This is a genomic window from Methylobacterium sp. 4-46 (assembly GCF_000019365.1).
Classification (GTDB): domain Bacteria; phylum Pseudomonadota; class Alphaproteobacteria; order Rhizobiales; family Beijerinckiaceae; genus Methylobacterium.
The window spans coordinates 4,670,739-4,690,336 of sequence record NC_010511.1; the positions used below are offsets into that span (position 1 = coordinate 4,670,739).

Below are 19,598 nucleotides of genomic sequence, written 5' to 3' on the forward strand. Positions count from 1 at the left end.
GCGGAGGGCCGCACGATCGTGTTCGCCGACGAACTGAGACCGATGGAGACGGTGGCCGAGCCGGAAACGGCCGTCGACCGCCTCGCCGCCCTGCACGCCTCCGCGGTGGAGAGCCTCAAGGCCGCCCTCGGGCGCTTCCTGAAGGACGGGGTGCCGCCCCACGCCGCCGAGCGCCTGAGCTTCCGCTACCCGGAACTGCGCCTGACCTACCGGCCGACCGGCCCGATGCCGCGGATCAAGCGGGCCACCGCCAAGTTTCAGGGGCCGGGCATCTACGCCACCACGGTGACGCAGCCCGCCCATTTCCGCGCCTACCTGCTGGAGCAGCTGCGCCCCCTCGTGGCCGATTACGGCGCCACGATCGAGGTCGGCCTGAGCGCCCAGGAGATCCCCTACCCGTACGTCGTCGAGCCCGGGGCCGAGCTGAGCCGGGGCGAGCAGACCTCGAGCGAGCTCGCCCGCGCCTTCCCGACCCCGATGCTCTCCACGGTCGGCGACGAGATCGCGGACGGGCTCTGGCTGGAGGCCGGCGACGAGCCGCGGCCGCTGGCTCTGTTCGACGGGCCGCGCGTCGACTACTCGCTGCGGCGCCTCGTCCACTATACCGGGGCGGATTGGCGGGCGATCCAGCCCTGGATCCTCCTCACCAACTACCACCGCTACGTCGATCAGTTCGTCCGCGTCGGGCTGCGCACGCTCGCCGAGGCGCCCGAGCGCTACGAGCGGCTGGTCCTGCCCGGGGGCGTGTCGGTCACCGCCGAGGAGGCGAGGGAGGCCGATCCGGGCGCGCTCATCGCGGCCTCCCCCTGGCACCGGTTCCAGATGCCCGCCTACCATCTCGTGGCCCGCGACGGGCAGGGCACCACGCTCGTCAATATCGGGGTCGGTCCCTCGAACGCGAAGACCATCACCGACCACCTCGCCGTCCTGCGCCCGCATTGCTGGCTCATGGTCGGCCATTGCGGCGGGTTGCGGCAGTCGCAGACCATCGGCGACTACGTGCTGGCGCACGGCTACCTGCGCCGCGACCGCATCCTCGACGAGCTCGTGCCGCCGGACGTGCCGATCCCGGCCCTGGCGGAGGTGCAGGTGGCGCTCCAGGAGGCCGCCGCCGCCGTGACCGGCGAGCGCGTCGAGGCGCTCAAGCGCCGGCTGCGCACCGGCACCGTCGTGACCTACGACGACCGGAACTGGGAGTTGCGCTGGTCGCAGGAGCGGCGGCGCATCAACCTCTCGCGGGCGATCGGCGTCGACATGGAGAGCGGCACCATCGCGGCCCAGGGCTACCGGCTGCGCGTGCCCTACGGGACGCTGCTCTGCATCTCCGACAAGCCGCTCCACGGGGAGATCAAGCTCCCGGGGGCCGCCAACGCCTTCTACGAGCGGGCGGTGGGCGAGCACCTGCTGATCGGCCTCGCCACCCTCGACCTGCTGCGCCGCGACCGCGGCCGGCTCCACTCGCGCAAGCTCAGGAGCTTCGACGAGCCGCCGTTCCGCTGAGCGGGTTGTCCGGGTCGTAGGCGTAGGACAGGGTCTCGAAGCGCAGCGAGCGGGCATCGACCATGAGCAGGCGCCCGACCAGCCCCTCGCCGAAGCCCGTCACCTCCCGGATCACCTCGAGCGCCATCATCGAGCCCATCAGCCCGGCGAGCGCCCCGATCACGCCGGCCTCGGCGCAGGTCGGCACCGCGCCCGCGGGCGGCGGCTCGGGGAAGAGGCAGCGATAGGTCGGGTTCGGGCGCCCGTCCGGCCCGGTCTCGTGGGCCCGGATCGTGGTGAGCGACCCGTCGAACTGCCCGAGCGCCGCCGTGACGAGGGGCTTCCCCTGGCGGAAACAGGCGTCCGAGACCGCGTAGCGGGTCGCGAAATTGTCCGACCCGTCCGCCACGAGGTCGTAGGCGCCGACGAGGCGATCGGAATTGTCGGTGCTCAGCCGCGTCGCATGCGTCTCGACCCGCACGTGCGGGTTGAGGCGCGCCACCGCAGCGGCGGCGCTCTCGACTTTCGGGCGCCCGAGGTCGGGCGTGCCGTGGATCACCTGCCGCTGCAGGTTGGAGAGCGACACCGCGTCGTCGTCCACGATCCCGATCGTGCCGAGGCCGGCCGCGGCGAGGTACTGGATCAGCGGCGCGCCGAGCCCGCCCGCGCCGACCACCAGCACCCGCGCGGCCTTCAGCCGCGCCTGGCCCGGCCCGCCGACGTCGCGCAGCACGATGTGGCGCGCGTAGCGCTCGATCTCGTCGGGGCTGAGGCTGGTCATCTGCGCGCGTCGCTCCCGGGCCGTCCCTCGGCCGGACCCGCACCGGCTCTCTCCCGAGCACTAACCCCTTGCCGGCCGCCCCGGAAGGTCCGCGTTTGCATCCCGGTCCCGCGCCGCTTAAGGGGCGGCCTTCGCCACCGACGGGGCCGCCCGTGCCGACGACACCCTCACCGCTCGCCCTCGCCCAGGGCCTGATCCGCTGCCCCTCCGTCACGCCCGAGGAGGGCGGCGCCCTCGCCTACCTCGCCGGGCTGCTGGCGGCGGCGGGCTTCTCGGTCGAGCGCCCGGTCTTCTCCGCGCCCGGCACGCCCGACGTCGAGAACCTCTACGCCCGCATCGGCGCGGACGGGCCCTGCCTGCTGCTGGCCGGGCATACCGACGTCGTGCCGCCCGGGGAGCCCGCCCTGTGGCGCCACGATCCCTTCGCGGGCGTCGTCGAGGGCGGCGAGCTCCACGGCCGCGGCGCCGTCGACATGAAGGGCGGCATCGCCTGCCTCGCCGCCGCGTCCCTGGCCTTCCTGGCCGAGCGCGGGCCGGCCTTCGGCGGCTCGATCGCCTTCCTGGTCACCGGCGACGAGGAGGGGCCGGCGGTGAACGGGACCGTGAAGCTCCTCGCCTGGGCGCGGGCGCGGGGCGAGCGCTTCGACCATTGCATCCTGGCCGAGCCGACCAACCCCGACGCGCTCGGCGACATGATCAAGATCGGCCGGCGCGGCTCCCTCACCGCCACGCTCACCGTGCTGGGCGCGCAGGGCCACGTCGCCTATCCGCACCGGGCCGAGAACCCGATCCCGGGCCTGATCCGCCTCGCGGGCGCGCTCCTCGCCGCCCCCCTCGACGAGGGCACGGCGCATTTCGACGCCTCCAACCTCGAATTCACCACGATCGACGTCGGCAACCCGGCCTCGAACGTCATCCCGGCGCAGGCCCGCGCCGTGCTCAACATCCGCTTCAACGACCTCTGGAATCCGGCCAGCCTCGAGGCCGAGCTGCGGCGGCGCCTCGACGCGGCGGCCGGGAACGCGGTGCGCTACCGCCTCGACGTGCAGCCGACCAACGCGGTCGCCTTCCTGACCCAGCCCGACGCCTTCGTGGACCTCGTCACCGCCGCGATCGAGGCCGAGACCGGGCGCCGCCCGGCCCTCTCCACCACGGGGGGAACCTCGGACGCGCGCTTCATCAAGGAGGCCTGCCCGGTGATCGAGTTCGGCCTCGTCGGCCAGACCATGCACCAGGTCGACGAGCGCGTCGCGGTGGCGGATCTCGATCGCCTCGCCGCCATCTTCCGCCGCATCCTGGATGCCTATTTTCCGGCCAGCCCGCCGCCCGCCGAACGGGCTTGACCCGTATTAGACGAAAGTTGAATCTCGCGCGGTGCGGATTGGCGGGGCGCACCATGCTGGTGAGCGCGGACGAGATCGGACGATCGCTGCGGGGGACGGCGGAGCTCCTCGACCGGCACCCGGGGGCCCTGCGGCGGTTCGACCTGAGCGAGCGCGGCTTCTGGCGCTCCTTCGGCGCGATGGCCCTGACGGCGCCGGCCGCCGTGGTCGCGCTGGCCCTGGAGCGCGGACCGGTCGACCTCGCGCGGGCGCCGCTGCTGCGGCCCGACCACGTGACGCTGGCCGTGATGGGCGGCGTGGTCGCCTGTTTCCTGGCGGTGCCGCTCGGCATGATCGTGCCGGCGCGGCGCCTGGGACTGACCGCCCTCTACGTGCCCTTCGTGGTCGTGACGAACTGGATCCTGGTCCTGGCCTTCCTGGTCCTGTCCCTGCCCGCGCTCCTGCTGGCGCTCGGGCTCTCGACCCCGGGCTTGGCGACGCTCCAATCCGGCGCCTTCGCGGTGATCCTGCTGCGCCTGCACGCCACGGCCGTGCGCCTGACCCTCGGCCTGACCGGGCCGGCGGCGGCCCTCACCAGCCTGGCCTGCGCGGCGGCGGTGGCGGCGGTGGCGAGCGGCGCGCACGCCCTGATTTAACGGGCCGCCGACGCGTCCCGCCGGGCGATTGCCGGCGCGGGGTCCTCGGCGCTATGCCACGGCATCGGCGCGCCGGCGCCGCGGTCGGGATGCGGGGAGGTCCGCCCCGCGCCGCGGCACGGCGCTCGCCGACTCTCGCGAGACGTTGCGATGTTGTTCCGAAAGCGTGCGCCGGCGCTTCACCACGGCTTCCTCGACAAGGTCCAGATCCTGCACCGCGCCGTGTACATCGAGGGCTGGGCGAACGCCCTCGCGCCGAGCCTGCGCTACGAGGGCCGCGACGTCGCCCTGCAGGTCGGCCGGGTGGCGCGTCCCGATCTCGTGCCGATCTTCGGACCGGACGCGCTGATGTGGGGCTTCGTCGCGGTCGGGCTGCTGCCGACCGACCAGATCGACGGGGAGAAGCTGCGCTTCGAGGTCAGTCCGGGGGTGTCCTACGACAATCCGGCCACGCACTTCCCCTGGTCGGGCGACGCGGCCTTCGACGCGATGCAGGACCGCTTCCGCGCCGAGGTCGCCTCCCGCAAGGGCCGGTTCCTGGAGATCGGCAGCCGGGCGCGCAGCGGGACGGTCTACCGCGACGCCTTCCCGCAGGACATCGCGTATGTCGGGCTCGACATCACCGCGGGTCCGAACGTCGACGTGGTCGGGGACGCGCACCACCTCTCCCGCTGCGTCGAGGGGCCCTTCGACTTCGTGTTCTCGATCGCGGTCTTCGAGCACATCCTGATGCCCTGGAAGGTCGCCCTCGAGATGAACAAGGTCATGAGGCCCGGCGGCCTCGCCCTGATCATCTCGCACGGCGCCTGGCCGCTGCACGAGGAGCCGTGGGATTTCTGGCGCTACTCCAAGGAGGCGTGGCGGGGCGTGTTCAACCGGCACACGGGGTTCGAGATGCTGGAGGCGCAGTACAAGCACCCGGGCAGCATCGTCCCGCACCAAGCCGGCAACGCGCATTTCTACCGGATGAGCCTCAGCATGACCTACCTGCTCAGCGGCTGCCTGGTGCGCAAGGTGGCCGATCCGCTGGTGGCCTGGGAGGCCGAGACGGGCGAGGTCTACGACCTCGCCTACGCGCACGCCTGATCCGGGATCGGCTTGATCGAAGCGGATCCCGGATCCCAAGCCCGCGCGGCGCCTGAGCGAAGCCGACATCCGCATGGCCGAAATGGGAGATGCGAAGCCATCAACCGGATGTCGTATGACCCGAGGCGGACCGGCCGCCGCTACGGGCCGGGCTCCGGGTAGTCGACGCCGGTCAGGGTCAGGCCGGCGGCCGGGGCGAGCGGGCCGCAGCGGGTCCGATCCCGGGAGTCGAGCACTGCCCGCACCCCGGCGGCGTCGAGCCGGCCGCACCCGGCCAGCATCAGGGTGCCGACCATCCCGCGCACCTGGTGATGCAGGAAGGAGCGGGCCGAGGTGGCGACCAGGATCTCGTCGCCGATCCGCGCCACGTCGAGCTGGTCGAGGGTGCGCACCGGGCTGTTCGCCTGGCACTCGGCGGCCCGGAAGGCGGAGAAATCGTGCCGGCCGAGCAGGGTCTGCGCCGCCGCGTGCATGGCGTGCGCGTCCAGGGACCAGGGCACGTGCCAGAGATAGGCCCGGCCGAGGGCCGGCGGGCTGCGGCGGTTCAGGATCCGGTAGCGGTAGTGGCGCCTCAGCGCCGAGTGGCGGGCGTCGAAGTCGGGGCGCACCCGCTCCGCGCTCACGACCGCGACCGGCTCCGGCCGCAGATGGGCGTTGGACGCGTCGCGCACCGTGTCGGTGCGCCAATCGCGGTCGAGGTCGAGGTGGACGACCTGGTGGGTGGCGTGCACGCCCGCATCGGTGCGGCCCGCGCAATGCACCCGCACCGGCGCGCCGGCGAAGCGCGCGATCGCCTCCTCCAGGGCCTGCTGCACCGTCCGGTCGGCGGCTTGGCGCTGCCAGCCGGCGAAGCCGCTGCCGTCGTACTCGACCACGAGCTTGTAGCGGGGCATCGGATCAGGCGAGGCGGGTGCCCGGCTCCAGGCGCCGGCCGCGCAGGAAGTCGGCCGCCTCCATCGCCGCCTTGCCGGCGGGCTGCACCCGCAGGAGCCGCAGCGCGCCCTCGCCGCAGGCGACCGTGCCGGCCTCGTCGAGCAGCGTGCCCGGCGCCCCCGAACCCTCGGCGCTGCGCGCGCGCAGCACCTTCACGCGCTCCGGCCCGCGCCCGAGATCGGCGAGGAAGAAGGCGCCCGGGAAGGGCGAGAGCCCGCGGACCCGGTCGTGCAGGCGGGCGGCCGGCGCGGTCCAGTCGAGCCGCGCCTCCTCGTTGGTGATCTTGTGCGCGTAGACGACGCCCTCGGCGGGCTGGGGCGTGAAGGTGAGTCCGCCGCGCTCGAGCGCCCCGAGCGCCCGGTGCATCAGGTCGGCGCCGAGCGGCATCAGCCGGTCGTGGAGGTCGCCCGCGGTCATTTCGGGGGAGATGGCGACGCGCTCCAGCATGGCGACCGGGCCGGTATCGAGGCCCGGCTCCATGCGCATCACGGCGACGCCGGTCTCCGCGTCGCCCGCCATCACGGCCCGCTGGATCGGCGCCGCGCCGCGCCAGCGCGGCAGGATCGAGGCGTGGAGGTTGAGGCAGCCGAGGGGCGGCGCGTCCAGGATCGCCGGCGGCAGGATCATCCCGTAGGCGACCACCACGGCGACGTCCGCCCCGTGGGCCCGGAAGGTCTCGGCGGCCTCGGGGCCGCGCAGGGTCGAGGGCGTCAGCACGGGCAGGCCGAAGCGCTCGGCGAGGGCCTGGACGGGCGAGGGCCTGAGCGCCATGCCGCGGCCGGCCGGAGCCGGCGCGCGCGTGTAGACCGCCACGACCTCGTGCCCGCCCCCCACGATCTCGGCGAGCGTCGGCACCGCGAAGTCCGGGGTGCCCATGAAGACGACCTTGAGGGACATGCCGGCGACCGCGTCAGGCCGCTTCCTGGCCGCGCTTGGCCGCCTTGGCGAATTTCTTCATCACCCGGTCGCGCTTCAGCTTCGAGATGTGGTCGATGAAGAGCACCCCGTTGAGGTGGTCGAGCTCGTGCTGGAGGCAGGTGGCGAGGAGCCCGTCCGCCTCCTGCTCCACGGTCTCGCCGTCGAGGGTGCGGAAGCGGACCCGCACCCGGTCGGGCCGCACCACCTCGGCGTAGTATTCGGGGATCGACAGGCAGCCCTCCTCGTAGGCGCGGGTCTCCTCGGAGGACCAGACGATCTCCGGGTCGATCAGCACGAGGGGGGTGCGCGCCTCCTTGTCCTTCGAGGTATCGATGGTCACGATGCGGGTCGGCTCGCCGACCTGGATCGCCGCGAGGCCGACGCCCGGGGCGTCGTACATCGTCTCCAGCATGTCGGCCGCGAGCTTGCGCACCTCGCCCGTGATCGTGCCGACCGGTGAGGAGGTCACGCGCAGGCGCGCGTCCGGAAGGATGACGAGGGGGCGGATGGTCATGGGGTAAACCGGGTCAGGGCGCCGACGGGCGCCGCGCATGTCCCGTCGAGATAGGGATTCGGGCTGCCCGGGTCAAATCCGCGCGACGGCCCTCAGAAGGCGGTGCGCTGACGGATCGCCGCGGAGAGCGTGCCCTCGTCGAGATAGTCTAGCTCGCCGCCGACCGGCACGCCGTGGGCGAGCTTCGTGACCTTCACGGGCAGGTGCGCCAGGAGTTCGGTGACGTAGTGGGCCGTGGTCTGCCCGTCCACCGTGGCGCTGAGGGCGAGGATGATCTCGCGCATCTCCGGCACGCTCGCCCGCTCGACGAGCCGCGCGAGGTTGAGGTTCTCCGGGCGGATGCCGTCGAGGGCCGAGAGGATGCCGCCGAGCACGTGGTAGCGGGCCGTGACCGCGCCCGAGCGTTCCAGCGCCCAGAGATCCGAGACGTCCTCGACCACGACGAGCATCGAGGGATCGCGGCCGTGGTCGCGGCAGATCGTGCAGGGGTCGCAGGTGTCGACGTTGCCGCATTCGCGGCAGGTGACGATGCGCTCGGAGGCGACCCGCATCGCCTCGGCGAGGGGGCCGAGCAGGGTGTCGCGCTTCTTGATCAGCTGCAGGGCGGCCCGCCGCGCGGAGCGCGGGCCGAGGCCGGGCATGCGGGCCAGGAGCTGGATCAGGCGCTCGATCTCCGGACCGGCGACGGCTTGCGGCATGGACCATCCCTGGACGCTGGGCGCGGGCTCCCCGGGCCCGCACGGGTTTCGACGGGAACGGGCCGCGTCGCCGGCGCGCGGGGGACCCGCCCGGCGCGAGGAGCGCCGCGAGGCTGCGAGCGACGGTCCGGAGCCCGCCCTCGCCGGAATCAGAACGGCAGCTTCATGCCGGGCGGGAGCGGCAGGCCCTTGGTGAGTTCCTGCATCCGCTCCTGGGCAGCGCGCTCGCCCTTGGCGCGGGCGTCGTTCACCGCCGCCACGATCAGGTCCTCCAGGATCTCCTTGTCCTCCCGCACCAGGAGCGAGGGGTCGAGGGTCACGCCCTTCATGACGCCCTTGGCGGTCATCGTCACCGTGACGGCCCCGCCGCCGGCCGCGCCCGAGACCTCGACCGCGTCGAGTTCGTTCTGCAGGTCGGCCATCTTCTGCTGCATGGCCTGGGCCTGCTTCATCAGGCCCATGATGTCGCGCATGACGAGTCCTCCGGCGGTCGCATCCGCCCAATGTGGGGCAGGGGAGCCGCGGCCGCTACTGGTCCGCCTCCGGCTCCTCCGGGGCGCTGAATTCCTCGGGGCTGAATTCCTCGGCGGGTGCCTCGGGCGGCCTCTCCCGCACATCCACGATCTGGGCGCCCGGGAAGCGCTTCAGCACCTCCTGCACCAGGGGATGCGCCGCCGCGCCCTGGTGGCGGCTCTCGCGGGCGGCCTCGGCCCGGGCCGCCAGCGTCGCCTCGCCGGTCTCCCGCGACAGGGCCACCACCCAGCGCCGCCCCGTCCAGAGGTCGAGGGCGCGGGCGAGGTCGTTGGCGAGGCTCGGGCGGCCCGCCTCGGCGAGGCGGAACTCGATGCGGCCCTCCTCGAAGCGCACGAGGTGCACGTCGCGCTCCAGGGCGGCCTTGAGGCCGATGTCGCGCTTGGCCTCCGCGAGCGCCACCACGTCCTCGAAGCGCCGCAGCCGCAGGGCCGGCTCGGCCGCGTGCTGCGCCTGCGCCGGGGCGGCGGCCGGGCGGGCCGCCGCGGCGGATTGCGCGGGGCGGGCGTCCGGCAGGGCGCGCAGGGCGGGGCCGGGCGGGGCGGCGGGCAGAGGGCGGCCGGCGGGCGGGACCGCCGCGCCGCCGCCTTCCCGCACCTGCCGCAGGGCCTCGTCCGGGGTCGGCAGGTCGGCGGCGTAGATCAGGCGCACCAGCGCCATCTCGGCCGCCGCGAGGGGACGGGGCGCCGCCTGCACCTCGGGAATCGCCCTGAGCAGGATCTGCCACGCCCGCGACAGGGCCCGCACCGAGAGCCGGTCCGCGAAGTCGCTGCCGCGGCCCCGCTCGGCCTCGCTCAGGGCGGTGTCGGCGCGGGCGGTCTCGGGCGCGACCTTCAGGCGGGTGACGAGGTGCGTGAAGCCGGCGAGGTCCTGCAGCACCACCGCGGGATCGGCGCCGGCCTCGTACTGACCGTGCAGTTCCGCGAAGGCCGCGGGCGCGTCGCCCCGCATGGCGGCCTCGAACAGGTCGATGATCCGCGCCCGGTCGGCGAGGCCGAGCATGTCGCGCACGGTCTCGGCCGTGACCCGGCCCGCGCCGTGCGCGATCGCCTGGTCGAGGAGGGAGAGCGAATCGCGCACCGAGCCCTCCGCCGCCCGCGCGATGGCGGCGAGCGCCTCGGGCTCCACCGCCACGCCCTCGGCGTCGCAGATCCTGTGCAGGTGGGCGACGAGCGTGCCCGCCTCGACCCGGCGCAGGTCGAAGCGCTGGCAGCGCGACAGGATCGTCACCGGAACCTTGCGGATCTCGGTGGTGGCGAAGACGAATTTCGCGTGCGGCGGGGGCTCCTCCAGCGTCTTCAGGAAGGCGTTGAACGCCTTCTCGGACAGCATGTGGACCTCGTCGACGATGTAGACCTTGTAGCGCGCCGAGACCGGGGCGTAGCGGATGCCGTCGATGATCTGGCGGACGTCGTCGATGCCGGTATGGGAGGCGGCGTCCATCTCCAGCACGTCGATGTGCCGGGATTCCATGATCGCCGCGCAATGCAGGCCGAGCGTCGGCATCCGGATCGTCGGGCCGGCCTTCGCGTCCCCGGCGAGGGCGTAGTTGAGCCCGCGCGCCAGGATGCGGGCGGTGGTGGTCTTGCCCACCCCGCGCACGCCGGTGAGCATCCAGGCCTGCGGGATGCGCCCGGCCTCGAAGGCGTTCGCCAGGGTGCGCACCATGGCACCCTGGCCGATCAGGTCGTCGAAGCTCTGGGGGCGGTACTTGCGCGCCAGCACCCGGTAGGGCGCGGCGGCCGGCGCCGCCGGCGGGGCCAAACCCGGGAAACCCGGCTCGTCGGTCGAGGGCGTGCCGGTGGTCTCGTCCATGCGCCGCGGTCGCGGAGGGCGGCGGAGGCGGGGGCTGCCTCGCGCGCGCGCTCGGGGAGATGAGGGTGGGAGGCTGGACGAGAACCCGCTCGTTCTCGTTAGGGCTGCTTCCTTCCGGACCTGACCCGGTTGGCGAGTGAAACGTCCCCCGCCAACCTCCCGGCGCCTATATGAGCGGCCGGCGGCGGAAACGCAAGCGCGGCTCCGCGCGGTCCTCGTGCCCCAACCTCGGCCCCGCCGCGCGTTGTCATTCCCCGGAGCGCGGCCCGCCGCGCGTCCACCCGCCCGGAGCGCGGCCCGCCGCGCGTCCACCCGCCCGGAGCGCGGCCCGCCGCGCGTCCACCCCCGCCCGGAGCGCGGCCCGCCGCGCGTCCACCCGCCCGGAGACATCGATGTCGCACCTCGTCCGCGCCGGCCTCCTCGTCCTCGCCCTCGGCGGTCCCGGACAGGCGGCCGGGCCCTACGGGCCGGAACTCGAAGGCTTCGCCTACCCGCACGAGGTCCGTCGCCACGCCTTCTCGTCGCAGGGGCAGGGGCTGACGATGGCCTACATGGACGTGGCGCCCGCCACGCCGAACGGCCGCACCGCCGTACTGCTCCACGGCAAGAACTTCTGCGCCGCCACCTGGGAGCGGACCATCGCGGTGCTGAGCGAGGCCGGGTTCCGGGTGATCGCCCCCGACCAGGTCGGCTTCTGCAAATCGACCAAGCCCGCGGGCTACCAGTTCAGCTTCGAGCAGCTCGCGACCAACACCAGGGCGCTGCTCGACTCCCTCGGCATCGCCAAGGCGACGATCATCGGCCACTCGATGGGCGGCATGCTGGCGGCCCGGTACGCGCTGATGTTCCCCGACTCCGTCGACCAGCTCGTCATGGTCGATCCGCTCGGCCTGGAGGATTGGCGCGAGAAGGGAGTACCCTATACACCGATCGACGTCCTTTACGCCCAGGAGCGCAAGACCAGCGCCGAGAGCATCAAGGCCTACCAGCTGAAATTCTACTACAATAACCAGTGGAAGCCAGAATACGATCGCTGGGTCGAGATGCAGGCCGGTCTCTACGCGGGCCCGGGCGGGGACCGGGTGGCGTGGAATCAGGCGCAGCTGTCGGACATGATCTTCACGCAGCCGGTGGTGCACGAGTTCGAGCGCCTGCGCGTGCCGACCATCCTGATCGTCGGCGGCAAGGACCGCACCGCGCAGGGCGCCAACCGGGTCCATCCCGACCTCGCCGCCACCCTCGGGCGCTATGACCAGCTCGGCCCCGACGTGGCCAAGCGCATCCCGGACGCCAAGCTCGTGGAATTCTCCGAACTCGGCCACGCGCCGCAGGTCCAGGCGCCGGACGAGTTCCACGAGGCCCTGCTCAAGGAACTGGCGGGGCGCTGAGCGCGGGCGGGTGCCCGCCGAGCACCGGGCGCAGACCTGACCCGATTGGACAGGGAAGGCCGCGCTGCCGACACTGGCCGCGCGGCACGAAGGAGCAGCGATGGCGCCGGCAACCCTGACCCTCGACGTCCCGGGGCTGGAGCACCCGGCCGAGATCCGCATCGACCGCTGGGGCGTCCCGCACATCCGGGCGCTTTCCCGCCGCGACGCCTTCCTGGTCCAGGGCTTCAACGCGGCGCGGGACCGGCTGTGGCAGATCGATCTCTGGCGCAAGCGCGGGCTCGGCCTGCTCGCGGGGGATTTCGGGCCGGGCTACCTCGCGCAGGACCGCGCCGCGCGGCTGTTCCTCTATCGCGGCGACGAGGCTGCCGAGTGGGCCGCCTACGGCACCTCGGAGGCGCGCGCCGTCGCGGAGGCCTTCGTCGGCGGGATCAACGCCTTCGTCGGCCTGACCGAGGCGGATCCCGCCTGGCTGCCGCCGGAATTCACCCGGATGGGCACCCGGCCGGCGCGCTGGCAGGCCCTGGACGTCGCGCGCATCCGCAGCCACGCGCTCACCCGCAACGCCCCCTCGGAGGTCGCCCGCGCCCGGCTCGCGGCGCAAGGCGGCCTGGCCCTCGACCGCTTCCGCAAGATCCTGGCGCCGGACCACCGGCCGGCCGTCCCGGAGGGGCTCGACCCGGCGCAGGTGCCCCCGGAGGTCATCGACGCCGTGCGCCTCGCGACCGCCGGCGTTGGCTTCCGGCCCGACCGGCTGCTGGCGGGGCGGGACGAGGCCGAGACCTGGACCTTCGTGGACGAGTTCGGCGCGGTCGGCCCGGCCCGGCGCCCGCCGGAGGACGGGCCGCCCGACGGCTCGAACAACTGGGCCGTGGCGCCCTCCCGCACGGCGACCGGGCGGCCGATCCTGGCGAGCGACCCGCACCGGGCGATCACGCTCCCGTCGCTGCGCTACGTCGTGCACCTCAGCGCGCCGGGCCTCGACGTGATCGGGGCGGGCGAGCCGGCCCTGCCGGGGATCTCGATCGGCCATAACGGCCGGGCGGCCTTCAGCCTGACCATCGCGCCGATCGACCAGGAGGATCTCCTGGTCTACGAGACCCACCAAGACGACCCCGACCTCTACCGCTACGGCGAGGGCTGGGAGCGGATGCGGATCGTGACCGAGACCGCCCCGGTCCGGGGCGGGCCGGAGGCGCAGCACCGCCTCGCCTTCACCCGCCACGGTCCGGTCGTGCACGAGGACCGGGTGGGGCGCCGGGCCTTCGCGCTGCGCACGGTCTGGACCGAGCCCGGCACCGCGGCCTATCTCGGCAGCCTCGCCTATCTCGACGCGGACAGCCCGGAGGCGTTCGGCGCTGCCCTGCGCCACTGGTCGGCGCCGAGCGTCAACCACCTTTACGCGGACGTGTCCGGGCGGATCGGCTGGTTCGTGGCCGGCAAGGCGCCGCGCCGCCCGAACTGGGACGGCCTGATGCCGGTGCCGGGCGACGGCCGCTACGAGTGGGACGGCTTCGTCGCGCCCGAGGATCTGCCGCGCCGCATCGACCCGCCGGAGGGATTCGTGGCGAGCGCCAACGAGATGAACCTGCCGGAGGGCTACCCCCACCGCCTCGGTCACGAGTGGCACGAGCCCTGGCGGGCGCGGCGCATCCGGGCGGTGCTGGCGGGGCAGCCGCGGCACGGCCTCGCCGATTCGGCGGCCCTCCAGGGCGACGATCATTCGCACCCGGCCCTGGCGCTCGCCGGGCTCGCCCGCGAGGCGCTCGGCGGGGAGGCGGGCCCGCTGCTGCGCGAGCCCCTGGCGCTGCTCGCCGGCTTCGACGGGCGCCTGCGCGAGGAATCCGCGGCGGCGGCGCTGCTCGAGATCTGGTGGGTGCACCATCTGCGCCCGGCGCTCCTCGCGGCGCTCGCGCCCGACCGGGCCACGGCGGAACTCCTCGCCCCCGGCGACACCGAGGCGCTGCTCGGGCTTCTCGGCGCGCCCGCGCCGCCCCTCGACCGCGCCGCGCGCGACCGGATTCTCGGCCGGACTCTCGCGGAGGCCTTCCGCGACGCCGCCGCCCGCCTCGGCGCGGATCCGGCCGGCTGGGCCTGGGGGCGCCTGCACCACGCCCACCTCGTCCACCCGCTCGCGCCGCTCGGCTTCTCGGGCCACGACGTCCCGCGCCTGCCGCTCGGCGGCTCGGGCGTCACGGTGATGTATGCCGGCTACCGCCCGGACACGTTCCGGGTCACCCACGGCGCCTCCTTCCGCATGGTGCTGGATGTCGGGGAGTGGGACGCGAGCCTGTTCGTCAACGGGCCGGGCCAGTCGGGCGACCCGCGCTCGCCCCACTACGCCGACCACGCCGAGACCTGGGCCGGGCGGGGCCACCTGCCGCTCCTCTATTCCCGGGCGGCGGTGGACGGGGCGACGCGGCAGCTGATCCGGCTCGTGCCGGGGCGGGCGTGAGCCCGTCCCTGTACGCCGGCCGAACGCGTCCCTCAGGCCGGCTTCATCCGGCCCACACCATGATCCGGACCGTGACAGCCCCCCGGCTGCCCCGGAGTCCCCGGCCATGACACGTCTCCTCCGCCTGGGCGCCTGCGCCGCCCTGGTCCTCCTTGCCGCCCCCGCTCTCGCGGCCGATCTCGACGGGCCGCCGATCGCCCATGGCGGCCGCCCGGATTGGGCCCCGCCTCCGCCTCTCGCGGAGGGCGGGGAGACCTGCCGGGTCTTCGTGCGCCGCCGCATCGGCCCGGACGGCGAGGAGCGCATCCGCCGGGTGCGCGTCTGCGAGGAGGCCGCGGAGGCCCGCCCGCACTGGCACCACCGGCCGTGGCGCGAGGAGGGAGAGCCCGGCGACCGCTTCCCGTCGCGCGCGCCGGGCGCGGCGCCGATCCCGCCGGAGGAGGTGCCCGAGCGCTGGTAGAGGGTTGCGCCGGGCCCGGGCCGCCCCGATCTTGGCCCTGACCCGATGCTTGGATCCTCCACCTCGCGCCGGCCGGCCCGGGCCGGCGCCGCCGACGCGCCCCGCGACGCCCTCGCGGGGTCGATCGAGCGCGTCACCTTCCACAGCGCCGAGACGGGCTTCTGCGTCCTCAAGGTGAAGGCCCGCGGGCGGCGCGACCTCGTCGCGGTGGTGGGCCACGCGCCGGCGGTCGCGGCCGGGGAGTGGATCGCCGCCACCGGCGCCTGGGTCAGCGACCGCCAGCACGGGCTGCAGTTCCGCGCCGACACCCTGGCCTGCACGCCCCCGACCGGGTCGGAGGGAATCGCCCGCTACCTCGCCTCCGGCCAGATGCGCGGCATCGGCCCGCAGATGGCCAAGCGCATCGTCGCGGCCTTCGGCAGCGAGACCTTCGCGGTGATCGAGGCGAACCCTGAGCGCCTCACCGAGGTGCCGGGGATCGGCCCGACCCGGGCGGCGCGGCTGGTGGCGGCCTGGGCCGAGCACCGCGTGGTGCGGGAGATCATGGTGTTCCTGCACGCGCACGGCGTCGGCACCGCGCGGGCCGTGCGCATCCACAAGACCTACGGCGCCGAGTCGATCGCCGTGATGAGCGAGGATCCCTACCGCCTCGCCCGCGACGTGCGCGGCATCGGCTTCCGGACCGCCGACGCCATCGCCGCCAGGCTCGGCCTGCCGCCGACCGCCCCGGCGCGGCTCCGGGCCGGCCTCGCCCACGCGCTGCAGGCCGCGATGGACGAGGGCCATTGCGCCCTGCCGGTGCCGGACCTCGTGGCGCGGGCGGCCGACCTCCTCGGCGTCGACCCGGGCCTCACCCGCACGGCGCTCGCGGAGGAGCTGGGCGGCGACGCGATCGTGGCGGACACGATCGGCGGCGAGACCCACGTCTTCCTGCGCGGGCTGCACGCGGCCGAGCGGGCGATCGGCGAGCGCCTCGCCGCCCTCGACGCCGCGCCGCTGCCCTGGGGCGAGATCGCGGTCGACCCGGCCCTCGACGCCGTCGAGGCCGAGACCGGGCGCCGCCTCTCGCCCTCGCAGCGCGAGGCGGCCCGCACGGTGCTCTCCGCCAAGGTCGCGGTGATCACCGGGGGGCCCGGCGTCGGCAAGACCAGCACGCTCGACGCGCTGCTGCGCCTGCTCGGCGGCGTCGAGGCCGAGGTGCTGCTCGCGGCGCCGACCGGGCGCGCCGCCAAGCGGATGAGCGAGCAGACCGGCCGGCCCGCCAAGACTCTGCACCGGCTCCTCGAAGTCGATCCCGTCCGCGGCGGATTCCAGCGCTCCGAGCACGATCCCCTGCGCTGCGACCTCCTCGTGGTGGACGAGGCCTCGATGATCGACGTGCCGCTGATGAACGCGCTCACCCGGGCGCTGCCCCGGCACGCGGCGCTCTGGCTCGTCGGCGACGTGGACCAGCTGCCCTCCGTCGGGCCGGGGCAGGTCCTGGCCGACGTGATCGCCTCGGGCGCCGTCGCGGTGGCGCGGCTCACCGAGGTGTTCCGGCAGGCGGCGGAGAGCCGGATCATCGTCAACGCCCACCGCATCCGGGCCGGGCGGATGCCGGAGGGCAGCGCCGATGCGTCCGGGGACTTCTTCCTGGTCGAGATCGAGGACCCCGAGGTCGGGGCGGAGCGGCTCGTCGAGATCGTGACGCGGCGCATCCCCCGCCGCTTCGGTCTCGATCCGGTGCGCGACGTGCAGGTGCTCTGCCCGATGACCCGCGGGGCGCTCGGCAGCCGCCACCTCAATCACGCCCTGCAGCAGGTGCTCAATCCGAACCCGCCGCTCGCCGTCGAGCGCTTCGGCTGGCGCTTCGCGCCGGGCGACCGGGTGATGGTGGTGCAGAACGACTACGACCGCGACGTCTTCAACGGCGATCTCGGCGTGGTGGCGCGGCTCGATCCCGAGGAGGGGGTGCTGATCGGGAGCTTCGACGGGCGCGAGGTGGCGTGGCCCTTCGACGAGCTCGACGCCCTCGCGCCGGCCTACGCGATCACGATCCACAAGGCGCAAGGGTCGGAATACCCGGCCGTGGTGATCCCGGTGGCGCTGCAGCACTACACGATGCTCGCCCGCAACCTCCTCTACACGGGCGTGACCCGCGGCAAGCAGCTCGTGGTGCTGGTGGCGCAGAGGAGGGCGGTGGCGATCGCCGTGCGGGGAGGGACGATGCGGCCGCGCTTCACGAAGCTGCGGGAGTGGCTGCGCCGAAAGACCTGATGCGGGTGGAACGAGGCCTGCCGCAGCATCGGCGCGCGCTGCGTGTCCGGGCGGCCCTCCGGGCGGATCGGCCGCTCGCTCGGAACCCCCTCTTCACGTCATAATCCCTTTTTCACGTCATAATCCCTTTTTCACCTGGGCCAGCGCCCGGGTCATGCCCTCCGCGATGGTCTCGCGCTCGGGCGGGGAGGCGTCGCGGGCGACCAGCACCCGCTGGCCGCGGGAGACGATCGCCAGAATCTGCAGCCCGTACTCGTCGTCCTCGACCTTGTGCAGGCGGCTCCACAGGGGATTGAAGCGCCACTCGGCCCGCTCGCCCCGGGGGCTGACCCGGGCCAGCAGGATCTCGATCGGGCTGATGATCACCTGCTCGAAGGAGCGCCCGCGCCGCATGCTGACGCTGAGCGCGACCCACAGGGCCAGCATGTCGAGGCCGAAGAAGCCCGCGATCGGCCAGAAGCCCTGGCGCAGGAAGACGAGGCTCGTCACCAGCGACACGAGACAGCACCCCGCCATCACGGCCTGGAACCCGGCCCGGCCGAGCGAGCAATGGGGCCGGATCACCGCCGAGAAGACCGGGCGCTCGAACGAGTCCGGATCGCGCCCGTCGGGATGGCGCATGGACGGCCCCTCCTGTCCCTTGCCGCTCTGCATCGGCTCAATATAAGGCGGCTATGACGCGACGAAAGCGCGACGCTCCCACGAAAGTGAAGGCGGCGGGGGCGGCCCTGGTCGCGCCCCCGACCGTGCCCCCGACCGCGCCCGCGCGGGCGCCCGAGCCGGTGGACGCGGCGACCCTGGCCGAGATCTTCGCGCGGCTGAGCGCCGCCAACCCGTCGCCGCGCTCGGACCTGGAATACCTCAACCCCTACACGCTCCTCGTCGCGGTGGTCCTGTCCGCCCAGGCGACGGACCGGAGCGTCAACCTCGCCACCCGCGACCTGTTCGCGAAGGCGGATCATCCGGCCGCGATGCTGGCGCTGGGCGAGGAGGTGGTGCGCGCGCATATCCGCACCATCGGGCTGTTCAACACCAAGGCCAGGAACGTCATCGCGCTCTCGGCGATCCTGGTCGCGGAGCATGGCGGGGCGGTGCCGCGGCGGCGCGAGGACCTGGAGGTGCTGCCGGGGGTCGGCCGCAAGACCGCGAGCGTGGTGCTCAACGTCGCCTTCGGCGAGCCGACCATCGCGGTGGACACCCACATCTTCCGGGTCTCGAACCGGATCCCGCTGGCGCCCGGCACCACGACCGACAAGGTGCAGGAGGGGCTCGAGGCGATCGTGCCCGAGCCCTACCGGCTCAACGCCCATCACTGGCTCATCCTGCACGGGCGCTACACCTGCAAGGCGCGCAAGCCGGAATGCTGGCGCTGCGTCATCGCGGACCTGTGCCGCTACCCGGACAAGACGGCGGCCGGGGCGTGACGCGCGCGGGGCGGCGCCGGGGGCCGGGCTCCCCGGCGCGGTTCCGCGGCCGGCGTCCATCGCCGGTGCCGGATCGGCTCTCGCGCCGGTCCGCTCGTGCCGGTCCGAACCCCGGAGCGGGACGGGCGCGGCCCGCGCGGCCGCCGCTCACTCCCGGACCAGCATCGCCCGCCCGATCGCGAACAGGCGGCCGTCGCCGAGGAGATGCGCCGTGAGCCCGGTCGGGAACAGCGCGTCGAAGGCGGGGCTGCGCACGTTGAGCCCGCCCGTATAGGCGCCGAAGGCCGGCATCACGAGGCGGGTCGCGTCGGTCGCGAAGCAGCGGCGGCGCACCGCCCGCCCGCGCATCACCACCTTGCCGACCGGGTGCAGGTGGCCCGCCACCTCGCCCGGCGCGGCCCCGTCCCGCGGCTCGTGGCGCAGCACCAGCCCGCCGAGCGCCAGCGCGTCGGCGAAGCGCCCGCCGATGCCGTCCTGCACGGCGCGGTCGTGGTTGCCGTTGATCCAGACCCAGTCGCGCCCTTCCTGCAGGGCGGCGATCAGGGCGTGGTCGCCCGGATCCATCCGGCCCGGGCCGCCCGCATCGTGGAACGAGTCGCCGAGCGCCACCACGCGGGCCGGGTCGAACCGCGCCACCACCTCGTGCAGGGCCGCCAGCGTCTCGCGGGTGTCGTAGGGCGGCAGGAACTGGCCCGAGCGCGCCGCGAAGGAGGAGCCCTTCTCCAGGTGCAGGTCCGAGACCACCAGGGTGCGGTGCGCGTCGAGCCAGAGGGCGCCGCTCAGATCGAGGGTGAGGGCTTCGCCGGCGAGGGTCAGGGCAGGGGTCTTGCGCGTCTTGTCGAGCTTCAGGGCCGGCGTCACTGCGTCTCTTCCTTGGAGCCG

18 protein-coding genes and 1 other RNA gene are annotated in these 19,598 nt (G+C 74.1%); 9 read left to right on the forward strand and 10 right to left on the reverse strand.

The features are described 5' to 3' along the window. Positions 1 to 18 precede the first annotated feature (18 nt). Positions 19 to 1,500, forward strand: a complete 1,482-nt coding sequence (locus tag M446_RS20255) for an AMP nucleosidase (RefSeq protein WP_012333973.1) — start codon at positions 19 to 21, stop codon at positions 1,498 to 1,500. On the opposite strand, the gene M446_RS20260 is transcribed toward M446_RS20255, so the two are convergent. Continuing rightward, entirely contained in the window at positions 1,469 to 2,260 is a 792-nt protein-coding gene (locus tag M446_RS20260; RefSeq protein WP_012333974.1) for a HesA/MoeB/ThiF family protein, read from the reverse strand. The two genes, M446_RS20255 and M446_RS20260, sit on opposite strands and share 32 nt — an antisense overlap. 152 nt (positions 2,261 to 2,412) lie before the next feature. Here M446_RS20260 and dapE point away from each other — a divergent pair, with 152 nt between their 5' ends. The 3 genes from dapE to M446_RS20275 all read left to right on the forward strand — a co-directional run bounded on the left by dapE (position 2,413) and on the right by M446_RS20275 (position 5,324). After that, on the forward strand, positions 2,413 to 3,603 hold the full coding sequence (dapE, locus tag M446_RS20265; RefSeq protein WP_012333975.1) for a succinyl-diaminopimelate desuccinylase: 1,191 nt from the start codon (positions 2,413 to 2,415) through the stop codon (positions 3,601 to 3,603). Positions 3,604 to 3,656: 53 nt separating this feature from the next. Beyond that, positions 3,657 to 4,238, forward strand: a complete 582-nt coding sequence (locus M446_RS20270) for a hypothetical protein (protein ID WP_012333976.1) — start codon at positions 3,657 to 3,659, stop codon at positions 4,236 to 4,238. 150 nt (positions 4,239 to 4,388) lie between these two features. Beyond that, positions 4,389 to 5,324: a class I SAM-dependent methyltransferase gene (locus M446_RS20275; RefSeq protein ID WP_012333977.1), complete on the forward strand. Its 936-nt coding sequence runs from the start codon at positions 4,389 to 4,391 to the stop codon at positions 5,322 to 5,324. Between the two features lie 140 nt (positions 5,325 to 5,464). Here M446_RS20275 and truA read toward each other — a convergent pair whose 3' ends face one another. The 7 genes from truA to ffs all read right to left on the reverse strand — a co-directional run bounded on the left by truA (position 5,465) and on the right by ffs (position 10,894). Further along, complete coding sequence (gene truA, locus M446_RS20280) at positions 5,465 to 6,217, reverse strand: tRNA pseudouridine(38-40) synthase TruA (RefSeq protein WP_012333978.1); 753 nt, start codon at positions 6,215 to 6,217, stop codon at positions 5,465 to 5,467. A 4-nt stretch (positions 6,218 to 6,221) separates the two neighbouring features. Beyond that, entirely contained in the window at positions 6,222 to 7,154 is a 933-nt protein-coding gene (gene fmt / locus M446_RS20285) for a methionyl-tRNA formyltransferase (RefSeq protein ID WP_012333979.1), read from the reverse strand. A gap of 13 nt (positions 7,155 to 7,167) precedes the next feature. Beyond that, positions 7,168 to 7,689, reverse strand: coding sequence for a peptide deformylase (gene def / locus M446_RS20290; protein ID WP_012333980.1), 522 nt, complete (start codon positions 7,687 to 7,689; stop codon positions 7,168 to 7,170). Positions 7,690 to 7,781: 92 nt separating this feature from the next. After that, on the reverse strand, positions 7,782 to 8,387 hold the full coding sequence (gene recR / locus M446_RS20295) for a recombination mediator RecR (protein ID WP_012333981.1): 606 nt from the start codon (positions 8,385 to 8,387) through the stop codon (positions 7,782 to 7,784). Positions 8,388 to 8,536: 149 nt separating this feature from the next. Beyond that, positions 8,537 to 8,860 carry a YbaB/EbfC family nucleoid-associated protein gene (locus M446_RS20300; protein ID WP_012333982.1) on the reverse strand — a complete coding sequence of 108 codons (324 nt, stop codon included), beginning with the start codon at positions 8,858 to 8,860 and terminating at the stop codon, positions 8,537 to 8,539. A gap of 55 nt (positions 8,861 to 8,915) precedes the next feature. Then, on the reverse strand, positions 8,916 to 10,733 hold the full coding sequence (locus tag M446_RS20305) for a DNA polymerase III subunit gamma/tau (protein WP_012333983.1): 1,818 nt from the start codon (positions 10,731 to 10,733) through the stop codon (positions 8,916 to 8,918). 64 nt (positions 10,734 to 10,797) lie between these two features. Further along, positions 10,798 to 10,894: signal recognition particle sRNA small type (ffs, locus tag M446_RS34485), an RNA gene on the reverse strand. A gap of 231 nt (positions 10,895 to 11,125) precedes the next feature. Between ffs and M446_RS20310 the strand changes: the two genes are divergently transcribed. The 4 genes from M446_RS20310 (at position 11,126) to M446_RS20325 (ending at position 17,292) form a co-directional block, all read left to right on the forward strand. After that, a complete protein-coding gene (locus M446_RS20310; RefSeq protein WP_012333984.1) occupies positions 11,126 to 12,121 on the forward strand; it encodes an alpha/beta fold hydrolase in 996 nt (331 codons plus the stop codon). 100 nt (positions 12,122 to 12,221) lie between these two features. Further along, the gene (locus tag M446_RS20315) at positions 12,222 to 14,576 is read left to right on the forward strand and encodes a penicillin acylase family protein (protein ID WP_012333985.1); all 2,355 of its coding nucleotides are present in this window, start codon (positions 12,222 to 12,224) and stop codon (positions 14,574 to 14,576) included. A 106-nt stretch (positions 14,577 to 14,682) separates the two neighbouring features. Next, positions 14,683 to 15,036, forward strand: coding sequence for a hypothetical protein (locus M446_RS20320; protein WP_012333986.1), 354 nt, complete (start codon positions 14,683 to 14,685; stop codon positions 15,034 to 15,036). A gap of 45 nt (positions 15,037 to 15,081) precedes the next feature. Beyond that, positions 15,082 to 17,292 (forward strand): ATP-dependent RecD-like DNA helicase, encoded by a 2,211-nt coding sequence (locus tag M446_RS20325; protein ID WP_012333987.1) that lies wholly within the window; start codon positions 15,082 to 15,084, stop codon positions 17,290 to 17,292. 117 nt (positions 17,293 to 17,409) lie between these two features. Here M446_RS20325 and M446_RS20330 read toward each other — a convergent pair whose 3' ends face one another. Beyond that, positions 17,410 to 17,913 (reverse strand): DUF2244 domain-containing protein, encoded by a 504-nt coding sequence (locus tag M446_RS20330; RefSeq protein ID WP_012333988.1) that lies wholly within the window; start codon positions 17,911 to 17,913, stop codon positions 17,410 to 17,412. Positions 17,914 to 17,966: 53 nt separating this feature from the next. Between M446_RS20330 and nth the strand changes: the two genes are divergently transcribed. Then, positions 17,967 to 18,716: an endonuclease III gene (gene nth, locus M446_RS20335; RefSeq protein WP_012333989.1), complete on the forward strand. Its 750-nt coding sequence runs from the start codon at positions 17,967 to 17,969 to the stop codon at positions 18,714 to 18,716. A 147-nt stretch (positions 18,717 to 18,863) separates the two neighbouring features. Here nth and pdeM read toward each other — a convergent pair whose 3' ends face one another. Next, on the reverse strand, positions 18,864 to 19,577 hold the full coding sequence (gene pdeM, locus M446_RS20340; protein ID WP_012333990.1) for a ligase-associated DNA damage response endonuclease PdeM: 714 nt from the start codon (positions 19,575 to 19,577) through the stop codon (positions 18,864 to 18,866). Between the last annotated feature and the right edge of the window lie 21 nt (positions 19,578 to 19,598).